Source organism: Gordonia sihwensis, from assembly GCF_029632925.1.
GTDB lineage: Bacteria > Actinomycetota > Actinomycetes > Mycobacteriales > Mycobacteriaceae > Gordonia > Gordonia sihwensis.
The window spans coordinates 902,047-915,478 of sequence record NZ_CP121248.1 but is presented as its reverse complement, the minus strand read 5'-3'; the positions used below and the strand labels follow the sequence as shown (position 1 = coordinate 915,478).

Below are 13,432 nucleotides of genomic sequence, written 5' to 3'. Positions count from 1 at the left end.
GAGTCCGCCAAGTCCGAAGGGTGGACGATCGAGTCGTGGGCGCTGGTGATGCCGCTCGACCCGACGCCGGCCAACGACGCCTGGTTCACCAAGCTCACCGAATCTGCCGACTTCACATGCGACTGGATCGGCCTCAATAAGGTCGAATACCTCGCCGCGCAGAATCCGAAGATCATCGACTACTACTTGCGCGACGGCAAGGAACGCCTCCAGGAACAGACTGATCGGCTCGCGGGGATCATCTCCGGCCGCGATCGCCCGTCTGGTGGCGAACTGCGACCCGTCGACGTACGACGCGACCTCTCCGACATCTACCAAGCGATTAACGAGTACGACCCGCACTATCGCTACGAGGTCTCAATGACGGCACGGCCGCCGGAGAAGGACGACAACGAGAAGCCCGGGCTCGTAGCTGTCGTCGGCTACGGGTCGAAGTCGACCGGATGGATCAACATCAGCGTCTTCGCTACCAGCCTGGTGGCGATGGAGGAGCGCCCCATCGAAGGGAATCTGACGATCTACCCGCCAGCTGCCGGAACCGACCTCGCTGAGGAGTTCCGGAAGTTCCTCGACTACGGGACCCCACTCCACCTACCTGAGGGTCAGTCTCTCGTTGATCTCCCCCTACCAGGGGGACTCGGTCTCAGCGGTTCCGACGGGACGCTGTTCATCTCCTCGATCGAAGAGGACGACCCCACGCAGCCGGCCCCCAGGCTCGTCCTCGGAGTGCTGTCGCCAGAGAGCGAGACGCTCTCAGAACTGCAAGTCGAGCGAATCGAACGTTCGCAGGGATTCAACGGCGGCTACCGGACGGTGTGGCAGGACGCAGCCAAACTGATGCGGTTCGAGATACTCGTCTCGGGTGAAGGCAAGGGCAACCTCAACGTGAGCTACGAGGGCGATTTCGCCGGCCGTCCTCCGGAGGACGTGGTCGACGCTCTTGAGTTCTGGTCGCAGGCCCACATGCCGAACTCGGTAGGGCTCTCTCGCGCATATGGGCCGCGGGAGTACGCAAGGATGAGGACCTCGGAGTTAGATCAAGAGCCAGATAGGGAGATGAAGGCGGTCGCGCGCTCCGCACGCGATCTACGAGTGATTCAAGATCACACCGCGCACCGACTGCTCCTCCCGCAACGGATGACCCGCGATGAGGTGCTGGCAATCCGTATGACGGCTCGGATACTCGCGGGAGAGGCCGTCAACGCCACTTGGTCGGAGTTCGAAGTCGATCTACAGTCCGATCACGGCCTCGAACTGATGACCGGAGACGAGGTCATGGTGAGCATCGTCCGAGCGCTCGAGTTCGAACTCGACGGTGTGACCGTGTTGGTCGGCAAGGAGGTCGACCTGCTCTCGGGACGCGTGGGAACGCTGACTGAATCCAAACTGACGATCGAGCCCATTGGGGGTGTGGAACGCTCCGACGTCGTCCGCCTCAGATTCGATGGCACCGAAGAGGCAGGCCAATTTCTGTATGCACCGCTGCACGAAGACGCGCTACGTACCGCGACACCGGACCACAATCCTTAGGCGACGTTCCAGCACATCAACGTAGAGCGCCGTCGCGTATGAGACGAGGCACGTGTCGTTGGACGGGCGAAAGCTGTCAGATGCCCGTGGCACAGTAGGCACCGTGGCAATGAACGACGAGTCCCCGGACCCCGTTGAACTCACAAGGCGCTACGGCTTGTGGAACTCTGCGCGGCACTTCAGCTGGAAGCGTGCGATCCCCGAGGCGCAGAGCGACGACCGCGACGCACTCGCCGTGTACTGGCTGGAACTGCGCGACGAGGCGGCGAAGGACGCGAGCCCCGGGAGACCCATAAACGCGAAGCAGGGTGTGATCGCCGAGAAGATCGACGGGCTCTGGATTCCCCGCTACTACGCGGTCGAGGGAGAGCGTGTGGCGGAGCCGATCGAGGGTCCGCCCGCAGCGATCGACGGTATCGAGTGCGTCGGGCAAGCCAAGCGATATGCGGCCGCCAGGCGCAGCAATGAGTGGCACAACGACAAGCACAGCCCCGGATTCAGCGATGACGACTGCCCACGTGAAACCGTCGACCTCGACGCAAATGAGGTTGAGTCCGAGAGGGAGGCGGCCATCGCGCTTGGAGGCGAGATCGAGCGCCGCTACGCCGAGGGCGTCGTGAAGCAGCGGCTCCACCAGCCCGAGCTTCGCAAGATGACCCTCGATCATCACGGGACCGCCTGCGCGTACTGCGGCATGGACGTCCCGCAGATCGTCGAGGCGGCCCACCTGGTGGCCGATTCCGAAGGCGGCGCGGCGAGCGCGGAGAACACGCGGCCGATGTGCCCGAACCACCATCGTGCGTTCGACGCCGGACTCCTGGTCTGGGATGGGAGCCGGTTCGGGCCGGCCGACGGCACCCTGCTGGTGGGTCCGGCTCCGAGCGCGGTCGGGCGAGGACTGGCTGGAGCATGAACAAGAAGCAGCTGGTGCTGTGCCTGAAGGGTGTGGACCTGCTGAACGGGCACATGCGAGGCCTCGACCGGAGCCTCGACGCCGCGATTGAGCGACAGGACTTGTCCGCCATCGAGGCCGCGCTCGACCCCCTAGTCCATATCGCGGGCATCCTGGTCCGGAAGCTCGCGATCGAGTCGGGTACCAACGGTGCGGCCGCGTTCGCGTCGGTGGTCTCACGGTGCGACCCCGACTTCGCTGATGAGTACGCGATCCTCGAATCGCTGCTGTCGGTCGTCATCGAGGGAGGCGTTCCCGACCAGATCACCTGCAACACCGGGCTGCTGGCGATGGCCGCACAGAAGGCCGCTGCGAACGCGGCCGCGCTCATCGCCGAGACGATCGGAGATCATCCGAACAAAGTCGTGGGCGAGCTGCCACGGCTACTCAAGGAGCGGGACCCATCGGTCCAACTGACCGACAACGCGTCGGCGATGAGTGCGTTGATCACCTATGCACTCGATCCGAAGATGGCCGAGAGCAGGGAGAGAGCCGCCGACGCCATCGTGCGGTTCACTGGGCGGGTCGCTGACGAGACGTACGCGGTCGCGCGATCGCTGCACGAGGGCGGCGACTTCGATGCCGGTCTCGCCTACAGCGGTCTCGCCCGGGTGGCGATGACCGCGACGAGCCTGTCGACCGGCGTGCTGGGGATGATCGCCAAGGGAAACCACTACTCGTGGTCAGCGCTGCTGAGGCAAGTGGTCGAGTGCGAGTACCTGCTGTGGAAGTTCAGCGCTGCACCCGGCGAAATCATTGACTGGCTCAAGTCCAGCCGTGAGGAGCGCGAATCCCGATGGAAGCCGTCGCGGCTGTACTCAGACGAAGACAACGACTTCAGACGGAAGGACTACTCGCTCCACTGCGAGTTCGGTGGACACCCCACGCCCGACGGGACGCTCGCCGCGGGACAGATCCTCTCTCCGGAGCAGCGCGCCGTGCAGGCAGCCGACGGCCGCACTCATCTGCTCCAGCACCTGCACTCGATCTTCGAATACGCCGTCGCGGCTGCCGACGGTCTGGACCAACTGCATTCGCGCTCGGCAACCGTCCCGGACGAGGTTCGCGGCGAGTACGCCGACGTGGTCGAAGCTCACCTGAGGACTGACAAGTTCGGGGCAGCTACCGCTCACTTCTCCGACCCGCTGCCGTAGCGCCTGATCCCGGGCGATGAGCCCGGCCGCTGCTGACGCCGATGAGCAAGGAGGTGCCGCGAGTAGCGGTGGTGGACGCCGAGCGTCGGCTGTCGGTGAACGCGGTGGCCGCCGCCGCAGCGCGCCGAGGTCGACCGGGACGACCAACTCGACGGGTCCGTCGTCGACGACCGAGAGGGTGGCCGGGCCGGCAGTGATGTCTGTGTCGCCGAGGAAGACGCTGACGCTGAGTTCGATGTGCTGCTCCATGCAGCAGTGAGGCTGCACGACTCGCGGTCAGGACCGATCGACGTCGAGCATCAGCGGCATGATGGCGTCATTCTTGACCGCCTGCAGCCCGTTGTGCGTGCGACGGACCTTGCTGTTGACGACGACGGTCCGGCGATCCTGGGCCCAGGTCCAGGCCTGGTCGAGGATCTCTGCGGATACGTTGACGAGCACGCTGGTCGGGCGCCGGTTCTGGATGACCTCGACACGGACCGTGCCGGTATCGGCGTCGTGGTCGCGCACGACGCCAAGGATCGGCCCGACGAACTGCTGCTCGGCGCGGGTAGTGGTGTGCTTCTTGAGCCGATTGGCGACGTTGCCGACCCGCTCGCTGGCCGCTGACGGTATGACGATCGCCGAAGCCACCCTGGGCGCGGGACCGCCGGCCGGCGCCCATTCGAACTCGGCGCTGAACTCGGCGACGGTCTCCTGGACGAGGATTCGGTGCAGGGCGCTGGCGAACTGGCTGCTCACTCCGGCGCGTACCAGCTCGATGTCGACGCTGCCCTTCGGCTCCTGCTCGGGCGCTATGGCCACGGCGTCCAGCGTGGACAGCGCTTCGGCGAACGTGCGCATGACGCGGCGTTCGGGCGGCTCCGGGGGCTCGCTGATCCCCATGCCGTCGATCGGCTCCTGCGGGTCGTCCTCGATGTCGACGTCGGCGACGGGATCGGAGATCGGCAGGAGGATCGGGATGACGTACGAACCGTCGCGGGTGTGCGCCATGCGAGCGGTCGCGACCAGCTCGTCGCCGGTCCGGCTGTAGTTGCCGATGCGGGCACGCTGTCGCTCTGCGGTGGTCGCCGACGAGCGCAGCATCCTCAAGCCCGACTCCACGAGGGCGGCGCCAGCCTGGTACGAGATGCTTCCGCGGATGGCTATGTCGTTCGCGGCGCGCAGCTCGACGACGTCGATCGACTGGCGCTCGATGCCCCGGATGACCTGGTCGACTGGAATGCCCCGAGCATGGGCGATCTGCTCGGTCACGGCGATCCAGTCCGCGCCGTGGCGGTCGAGGTCGTTGGGGACCGGCAGCAAGGATTCGGACTGCCGGTCGCGCCACAGGCCGCCACGTTCGCCGATCTGCTCCGGAGGCAGCCAGCCGGTCGAGGCCAGGTAGGCGGTGACGTTGCCGAGCGTGTTCACGCGCTTGCCGCCTTTCCCCATGCCGACGGGTCGTCGAACTCGCTGGCCCACAGAGCGAAGGTGTCCGCGGTGAGCCGATTCTCTCGCGGGAGTCTGACACTTTTGCCGCTCACCTGGTTCACGCGCCCCCATAGCGCAGTGGCGTGGACCACCGCCTGCAGGTCTTCATGGTCGACCCAGTCGGCAGGCGGAGCTTTCTCGAGGTGGACGTACACGAGGTAGGCGGGCAGGACGTTGTTGGCCCACTTCGCCTTCCAGTCGTCGGTCACCGGGACGGTGAGGCTCCCGTCCTTGTTGGGCGCCTTGGTCCCGGTCTTCACCTGGATGAAGCACGCCCCGGACGGGAACGTCACCATGATCTCGATGGCGCCGTGGTCCTCGCCGCCCGCGGTCTCCTGGTGGATCACGCCGGCCTGCCCCAGGAGCGCTCGCACATAGAGGGCGCCGAAGCGGCCGGTCCTGTCTGCGGCGGGGATGGAAGCGGCTTCGGCCATGACGAAACACTATGCGTTGAAGACGCCGCCAACGCGCATTGTCGTCGCATCAGTGGACAGGCACTCGGTGTCGGTGGGGTCCGATAGGCTGCTGCCATGCCCGCAGGCAACCAGGTGACGCCAGCGACGAACACCCGAGGACGAACACCCGAGCTGAAACACACGAACCGGTCTCCGCTCATCGATAGAAGTCCCAGTCAGGAATGAACACGGGGGAACAACCTTGGCCACATCAGAGCAGTTCATCGTCGACAACACGGCCGAGGACTGGAAGGCACTCCAGTACGTCCGTGAGTGGTGTGACATCAGTTCCGCAATCGATATCGCCACAGGTCACTTCGAGATCGGTGCGTTCCTCGCCCTCGACGGCGCGTGGCAGAAGGTCGACAAGATCCGTCTCCTGATCGGCGGCGAGACAAGCCGCAGCACGGCCGACGCGATAGCTGCCGCCCTTGACGCATCGATCGTCGTCGAGCGCCAGACGGGTGACGCCTTCCTGACCGGTGCGGCCGCCGTCGTCGATGGAATCCGCGCCGGCAAGATCGAGATCCGCGTCTACAAGCCGAAGAAGTTCCATGCCAAGGCCTACATCACTCATAGCAAGCTGAAGGTCGTGGGCTCAGCCGCCCTCGTCGGCTCATCGAACTTCACCCGGCCGGGGCTGACGCAGAACGTCGAGCTGAATGTGAGGTTCCAGGGGCCCGAGGTTGCCGACCTCCAGGAGTGGTACGAGCACCACTGGGACGAGGCGACTCCGGTGAACCCGGAGTTGCTCGCCGTGCTGGAGCACAACGTCCGCGAATTCACTCCGTTCGAAGTCTATGCCAAGGCGCTGCACGCGCTCACCGCGAACGTCGACGCCACGGACAAGTCGTGGGAGGAATCGGAATCGGTCATCTACCCGATGCTGGCGCCCTACCAGCAGGAGGCGTTCCACTCCCTCGTCGCCATGTCCCGCCGCTGGAACGGCGGCTTCCTGACCGACGGCGTCGGTCTCGGCAAGACATTCGTAGGCCTGATGCTGACCGAGTACTACGCCGTGCGACACAGCAAGAACGTGCTCATCATGGCGACGAAGACAGGCCAGGACGCCGTGTGGAACCCGGAGATCAAGGAAAAGCTGCCCGAACTGTACGGCGGGCAGTTCTCCAACGTGATCGTCAAGGCCCACACCGACCTCACCACCAAGGCGGGCGCGGATGAGATCGAGCACCTCGCCAAGCGCGCCGACGTCGTAATCATCGACGAGGCGCACAACTTCCGCAACCACGGCGCCGTGCCCTCCGAGGACAACCCGTGGGGCTCGCGCTGGTGGCGAATGGAGCGAATCTGCCAGGGCAAGGCCGTCTTCCTGCTCACCGCGACACCGATCAACAACTCGCTCTTCGACCTGGTGCATCAAGCCGAGTTGTTCACCGGCGTCGACGCCAACGACCACTTCGCCAGCATCGGGATAAACAGCCTCCGCAAGTACTTCATCGCACTGGAGAAACCGTTCAAGGCCGCGGTCCCGGACACCGCTGCCATCGCCGATCTGATGGCGAAGGACAAGCTCTTCCAGTCGATCATCCACCAAAACAGCCGTAGGTACGCGGTCGAAAGCTCAAAGGTGACCGGAGGTGCCGAGGTCATCTTCCCCGACACCCAGGTCCCCCGGGTCATTCCATACGAGTTCGGCACCCTCTACTCGCCGCTCTTCGCCGAGCTGCAGAACGCGTTCAGCCGATCAACGCCTCTATTCGTACTGCCGATGTACTATCCGCTGGCGTTCTCGACCAAGAAGGACGTCGACACCAAGGCGGAGAACCGGCAGAAGCAGGTGGTCGCGCTCATCCGGACGACGTTCCTCAAGCGGTTCGAATCCAGCCTCGCAGCCTTCGCCGGCTCATGTCTCGACCTGTCGGCGAAGGTGCTTCACTGGCTAGACGTCAATACCAAGACCGCCCGAGCCCAAGAGAGCCGTCTGACCGCATGGCGCGCGGCGAACGAGCCGACGCTCGAAGCGATCCACGATCGGTACCGCGCGACATTGGAGGAGGTCTGGCACGAGGAAGACCTCACGGAGGAGGAGCTCAACGAGCTCGACTACAACCTCGTCGGAGGCGAATACAAGCTCCAGGAGATGATCGACGCCGCGTTCGAGGATCTAAACCAGCTCCAGCGCTTCATGGAACTGATCCTCGGTGGTGCAGGTGTCGACGACAAGTACCTCCGCCTGCGCGACCTGCTCATCGGGCGGCCCACCAAGGGAGCGGGCAAGAAGTCCAGCGAGGTACTCGACCCGGACGTCTTCACCCCGGAGTTCCGCACCGAACAGGTCATCGTCTTCACCGAGTTCGCCGACACCGCCCGCTACCTCGAAGAGAGTCTGCGCAAGGACGGCCTCGTCGACGTCGACCGCATCGACGGTACCCGCGGCAACAGCCGTTACGCGATGATCAAGCGCTTCGCACCCTTCTACAACAAGGTCTCCACCGCCGACCGCGCGAACCTCGCTCCTCTGCGCGTGCTGGTATCCACTGACGTCCTCAGCGAAGGCGTGAACCTCCAGGACAGCACTCTGATCGTCAATTACGACATCCACTGGAACCCGGTGAGGCTGATGCAGCGCATCGGTCGCGTGGACCGACGAATGAACCCGGCCATCGAGAAGGAACTGATCAAGGAGAGGCCCTCAGCGAAGAAGTCGCGAGGGCACATCCAGATCCGGAACTTCCTGCCTCCGTCGGAGATCGAAGACCTGATCAAGCTCTACAACCGGGTCCACGGCAAGACCCTCATGATCTCCAGCACCCTCGGCATTCCGGGCGGCAAGCTGATCGACGAATCCGATCTGTACGACGACGTAAAGGTGTTCCAAGCCTTCAAGGACGAGTACAACGGCGACATCACGCCGATCGAGGAACTGCGCCTGAAATGGCTCACCCTCGCCGAGGACAACCCTGGACTCAAAGACCTGGTGGAGAGACTCCCCGACGGCATCTCTGTTGCCAAGGCGGGCAAGCCTGAAGGCATTTTCCTCTGCCGCCGCGTTCCGGTGCTCACCAAGGCAACCGACGACACGGAGTCCGAGTGGAGCATCGAGCCGGGCGCGATCCAGTGGTCGCTGCGCACGCCGGGCGGTGACGAGAGCGGCCTTCACACCATCGACGGCGCGATCGCCGCTGAACCCACCACTCCAGGCTCGGCGTTCAGCGACCGCACGAAGCTGCGCGCGGCGCTGCGCGAGTTCGAGCGCGGCGAGACCAAGAAACTTCGCAAGGAGACCCAGATGCCCCTCGACGCGCCTTCGCCTAAGACGCTCTGCTGGATCGAGGTTCAGTGATGGCCACCGATGCCAAGCTCCGCAAGCTAATCCGAAACGCACCCAAGGACAATCGGGCCCTCGTCGAGTTCCTGCGTGACGGACTCGCCTGGCCTTTGCCCGACGCACCGTACCTCGAGCCGGACGATATCCTGATCGACTGGAGTCCGGAGGAGCTGCACCTCGACCCCACTAAGATCGCCAGGCTGGTCGACATCACCCAGCTCCCGCCACTGACCGCGAAACAGAGCTTCGGTGTCTTCTTCCTGAACTTCGACGGCCGCAACCTCCCGATTACCGCGGTTCGACGTCTAGTGCACCGACTCGTTAGTAATAGGCGCGGGCGCGGGGCAGGCACGCATCCCACTTGGGCGCTCGACGATCTCCTCTTCTTCTGCCTCGCCAATGGCGACCAGAGATTCATCCACGTTGTGAACTTCCGCGAGAAGGAGGGAAAACGCGTCCTCCGAGTTCTCTCCTGGTCCGACAGGCCGACGGAGGCGCGTCTCGAGCTATTGGTCCGCAAGGCCGTCCCCGAGCTCTCGTGGACCGCTGAGAATGCTCCACGGCTTGTCGTCGACCCAGCGATCAGTCGTGCGCTCGCAGGCTATCGGGAAGGCCTCAGAAGCGCGAAGCAACTCTCGCAAAGGATGGCGGAGGTGGCCCAGGACGTCCGCGATGAGGTCACTGACTTGCTCGCCGTCGAGACCAACACCGGACCGATCCGCGGGCTGTATCGCGACGTACGCGAGCAGTTGCTCGGTGACATCAGCCAGGAGCGCTTCGCCGACGTTTACGCACAGACAATGGTCTACGGTCTGTTGACCGCCCGCATTGCACACCCGGAGCAGTTCGAGACCGAGCAGTCGCTCTCGGTGATGAAGTTCGACAACGAGTTCCTGGACGCGATCTATGCCCGATTCCGTGAAGGATCGGACGGCATCATCGACGTCGATGAACTCGGTCTCTCCGACCTAGCGGAACAGCTCGCGGGCACCAATGTCGACGAGCTTCTCGCTGACTTCGGCGCAGACAACCAGCGCGATGACCCGGTCGTCTACTTTTACGAAGAATTTCTCGCTCAGTACGATCCTGGGCAGCGAAAGGATCTCGGTGCGTTCTATACGCCCAAGCCGGTCGTACGCTACATCATCAGGACGGTCGACGACGCGTTGAAGTCCTTCGGGCTGCCACTGGGCGTTGCGGACTCCACGACCTGGGGGGAGTATCTCAACGCCCACAGCGATGTCACAATCCCGAAAGGCGCGCTGGCCGAGGACTCGGTCGTCTCGATGTTCGACCCCGCCAACGGCACCGGCACTTTCCTGGTCGAGTGGCTGGAGCAGGCGAAGCGCAATGCTGGCGACGCTGGAGTCAGAACGGCGCTGGGCAACGCCTCCGCCCTGGAGATCTCACTTGCGTCCTACGCCGTGAGCCACCTGAAAGTATCGCTCGACCTGCCCGAGGGTCTGCGGGAGCAAGCGCGGGTCCCCGTCTTCCTCGGCGATACCCTGTCCGAGAAGCGCGTGGCTCGCATCACTGGGCTCGACGATCCCATCGGCGCGGAAGGAGCCCAGGCCGACCGGGTGAAGTACGAGTGGCACCATAACGTGCTCATCGGCAATCCGCCCTATGACCGGGTCGAGAGCCAAGGCACCGGGGGCTTCATCACCGCGGCCACCAAAGGCAACAAGTCACTCGGGGAGCGCTCGCTGTTCGACGACATCTTCGACGATGCGAAGAAGAACGTCATCTTCAGCGCCCACGCAAGCCTCTACAACCTCTACGTCTACTTCTGGCGTTGGGCGATCTGGAAGGTCTTCGAGGAGAACACTGGGCCAGCCATCGTCTCGATGATCACTGCCTCGTCGTGGCTGGACGGACCAGGCTTCCTCGGCCTGCGCCGCCTCGCGCGCGAGGCGGCAGACGAGATCACAGTCGTTAACCTACACGGCGACAATAAGGGAACCCGCAAGGATGAGAATGTCTTCGACATCGAGTCCCCCGTTGCGATCGTGACACTGATCCGCAACGGGAAGGGTGACCGGACTAAGCCTGCACCGGTCCGTTATGCCAGCTACAGGGGAACTCGAGCGGACAAGCTAAGTGCGCTCACCAACCTAGCTGAGGGTAAGGTGAAACTCACTGCGGCGGAGGCCAGCGCAGACTGGTATGCACCCCTCATCCCCCCTGCAGGTGGTGCCGATTGGGCTGAATATCCGAAGGTGACAAACCTGTTTCCGATGCAGCAGCCAGGCATGATGATCAATCGCACTTGGCCAGCTGCGCCCGACCGCGACACACTCGAACGGCGCTGGACGACGTTCGTAGCGACCGATGCGCCGGAGGAACGTGCGCGCCACTACGTCACACCGAGCACGGGTCGGCGCACAACTACCAAGATTCCCGGGATGACCAGACTGGCGGACCTGCCGGAGGACGCGCCGCACGAGCCAATCGTCCGATTCGGGATGCGATCGTTCGACCGCCAGTGGATCTTTGAGGATCCGAGGCTGATCGCACTGGAGCGACCAGCGCTCTGGAAGTCGCTGTCGAGCAAGCAAGTGTTCCTCACGACGTTGACGACGACGAGCCTTGGCGGCGGCCCGGCGGCGACGCTGACCACGGCCGTGCCGGACAAGCACCATTTCCGCGGCTCCTACGGCGGCAAGGACGTAGTTCCGCTCTATCGGGACACCAAGGGCACGCCCAACGCAGACCCCGCGGCGCTTGACGTCCTCAGCGGCATCCTCGGTGTCGAGGCTACTGTCGAGAGCCTTTTCGCTTACACCTTCGGGGTACTTGCCGGGACCGACTACACCGAGCGTTTTCATGAAGCACTAGCGACGCCTGGGCCACGGGTCCCGCTGACTGCCGACCCTGAACTTTTCGCGCGCATGGCGGAGCATGGTGAGAAGCTGATCTGGCTTCAGACCTTCGGCGAGCGATTCGGCAGCGGCCAGCTTCCAACCAGCGGAATCGCGTGGAGGGCCGAGCCGTCCCGCCTCCCCGACTCGAAATCCGATATCAAGTATGACTCCGCAGCTGAGACCTTACGCGTCGCCGACGGTGTCTTGACCGGCGTTCCCGAGGGGGTCTGGGACTTCGAGGTCAGCGGGATGAAGGTGATCTCCAAGTGGCTTGGCTACCGCATGTCTAAGGCCGCGGGTCGTGCCGCGTCCAGCAGCTCTCCACTTGACCACATCAGGCCGACCTCGTGGTCGGATGAATGGAGTGCTGAACTCATCGAGATCGTCGCGGCTCTCAAGGGGACGCTGGTGCGTGTGCCACAAGGAATCGCCCTGTTGGAGCAGATCGTCAACGGGCCACTTGTCAGTGCAAACGAGTTACCGGCCGTGCCAGACGCCCTCCGCAAGCCCCCGACTGGCGGGACCGCCAAAGGGCAGGCCGAGTTCACCTTCTACGACGGGATGATCCCCGGTACCAACGAGGGAGGCCTATTCTGATGCCCTTCAAGCCGAACCTGTCCGTGAAAGAAGGCCTCGACCACCTGGCGACGCGTCTGGACCCCATCATCACCGCAAAGCTAGCGCCCAATCTCGGTGAGCACCCGTGGACCGTCGTGCTCGACATCCTCGACGAGAAGAAGGGGTACTCAAGCAGCTACCAGCACTGGACCTACGACCTCCAAGCCCAGCTTCGCATGATCACCGAGAGGCTCGGAGACTTCGGCTATCCGTTCGACGACAAGCAGCGCACCGTCAGCACTCTCGGCAACGAGCTGCGCATCGTCCGAAAACAGATGGCACACATGCACAGTTTCACTGTCGATGAGGCGTTTCGCGCGAACGACTTCTGTGTCCGTCTCTTGGAGCATTTCGCCGACGAAGACGGCCTGGGCGAAGCTCGGCGAGTTCGTCACGAAGCGCTCGTCGCACTCGCGCTCGCGGAAGGCGTCACCGAACAGGCCGCGGCCGAGTCCGCGGCGTCGGCCAGCAGCGAGGATGAGGCCGCGTCCGCATCAGCGACGGACCTAGAGCCGGCGGACGAGCCAGAAGTCATCAGTCCAGGCGCTGAGGTGCTCGAACTAGAGCCCACAGTCATCGGCGCCCACCGCTTGGAGTTCGAGCCATGGACCGTCGTCAAGGTCGGCACAGTGGACGTCCTTGACGAACTACCGAAGAAGGCCGCCAAGGAGAAGGTCAGAGCTGTGGCGCTCGAGATCGCCACCTATGAAGGCCCTATTCATCTCGACCGTCTCGTCGACAAGACTGCGCAATCGTTCGGACTCCAGCGGGTGCGCGCCGGTCGTGAGAAGAAGCTCGGGTATCAGATCAAGCAGGCCGGCCTGTTCATCGACGCTGACAAATTCGTTTGGCCGAACGAGATCGACCCCGCTTGCTGGACTGAGTTCAGGCCCAACGACAGCAATGCTGACCGACCCTTCATCCACGTCAGCCCTATCGAGATCGCCAACGCTGCCCGCTTCATCAAGGCGAAACAGCCTGGCATTGCCAAGGCAGATCTCGACACCGCAGTCCTGCGGACCTTCGGCCGCAAGCGCCGGACGAAGCAGTTTGCCGCTCACCTCGCCAAAGCGACTGACCTTCTTGAATAACGCTTC

8 protein-coding genes are annotated in these 13,432 nt (G+C 63.8%); 6 read left to right on the top strand and 2 right to left on the bottom strand.

Annotation, left to right across the window (positions count from 1 at the left end):
- Positions 1–48: 48 nt before the first annotated feature.
- The 3 genes from P5P27_RS04410 (at position 49) to P5P27_RS04400 (ending at position 3,636) form a co-directional block, all read left to right on the top strand.
- The gene (locus P5P27_RS04410; RefSeq protein ID WP_278126568.1) at positions 49–1,530 is read left to right on the top strand and encodes a polysaccharide deacetylase family protein; all 1,482 of its coding nucleotides are present in this window, start codon (positions 49–51) and stop codon (positions 1,528–1,530) included.
- A gap of 109 nt (positions 1,531–1,639) precedes the next feature.
- Positions 1,640–2,443, top strand: a complete 804-nt coding sequence (locus tag P5P27_RS04405) for an HNH endonuclease (protein ID WP_341338664.1) — start codon at positions 1,640–1,642, stop codon at positions 2,441–2,443.
- Positions 2,440–3,636, top strand: a complete 1,197-nt coding sequence (locus tag P5P27_RS04400; RefSeq protein WP_278126565.1) for a hypothetical protein — start codon at positions 2,440–2,442, stop codon at positions 3,634–3,636. Before P5P27_RS04405 ends, P5P27_RS04400 begins: the two co-directional genes overlap by 4 nt.
- A 276-nt stretch (positions 3,637–3,912) precedes the next feature.
- On the opposite strand, the gene P5P27_RS04395 is transcribed toward P5P27_RS04400, so the two are convergent.
- Complete coding sequence (locus P5P27_RS04395) at positions 3,913–5,049, bottom strand: hypothetical protein (protein ID WP_278126564.1); 1,137 nt, start codon at positions 5,047–5,049, stop codon at positions 3,913–3,915.
- A complete protein-coding gene (locus P5P27_RS04390) occupies positions 5,046–5,543 on the bottom strand; it encodes a DUF4365 domain-containing protein (protein ID WP_278126563.1) in 498 nt (165 codons plus the stop codon). The genes P5P27_RS04395 and P5P27_RS04390 overlap by 4 nt, the downstream gene beginning before the upstream one ends.
- A 223-nt stretch (positions 5,544–5,766) precedes the next feature.
- On the opposite strand from P5P27_RS04390, the gene P5P27_RS04385 reads away from it, so the two are divergent.
- From P5P27_RS04385 to P5P27_RS04375, 3 genes are read left to right on the top strand one after another with little or no spacing between them, the layout of a single operon-like run.
- Positions 5,767–8,868 carry a helicase-related protein gene (locus P5P27_RS04385; RefSeq protein ID WP_278126562.1) on the top strand — a complete coding sequence of 1,034 codons (3,102 nt, stop codon included), beginning with the start codon at positions 5,767–5,769 and terminating at the stop codon, positions 8,866–8,868.
- Complete coding sequence (locus tag P5P27_RS04380) at positions 8,868–12,314, top strand: type ISP restriction/modification enzyme (RefSeq protein WP_278126560.1); 3,447 nt, start codon at positions 8,868–8,870, stop codon at positions 12,312–12,314. The genes P5P27_RS04385 and P5P27_RS04380 overlap by 1 nt, the downstream gene beginning before the upstream one ends.
- Positions 12,314–13,426 carry a DUF3320 domain-containing protein gene (locus P5P27_RS04375; protein WP_278126558.1) on the top strand — a complete coding sequence of 371 codons (1,113 nt, stop codon included), beginning with the start codon at positions 12,314–12,316 and terminating at the stop codon, positions 13,424–13,426. The genes P5P27_RS04380 and P5P27_RS04375 overlap by 1 nt, the downstream gene beginning before the upstream one ends.
- The last annotated feature ends 6 nt before the right edge of the window (positions 13,427–13,432 follow it).

Bases quoted from the DNA above. Each gene is read 5' to 3' on its own strand.
- P5P27_RS04410 (WP_278126568.1), top strand. From the start codon at position 49: ATGCCGCTCGACCCGACGCCGGCCAACGACGCCTGGTTCACCAAGCTC.
- P5P27_RS04405 (WP_341338664.1), top strand. From the start codon at position 1,640: ATGAACGACGAGTCCCCGGACCCCGTTGAACTCACAAGGCGCTACGGC.
- P5P27_RS04400 (WP_278126565.1), top strand. From the start codon at position 2,440: ATGAACAAGAAGCAGCTGGTGCTGTGCCTGAAGGGTGTGGACCTGCTG.
- P5P27_RS04390 (WP_278126563.1), bottom strand. From the start codon at position 5,543: ATGGCCGAAGCCGCTTCCATCCCCGCCGCAGACAGGACCGGCCGCTTC.
- P5P27_RS04380 (WP_278126560.1), top strand. From the start codon at position 8,868: ATGGCCACCGATGCCAAGCTCCGCAAGCTAATCCGAAACGCACCCAAG.
- P5P27_RS04375 (WP_278126558.1), top strand. From the start codon at position 12,314: ATGCCCTTCAAGCCGAACCTGTCCGTGAAAGAAGGCCTCGACCACCTG.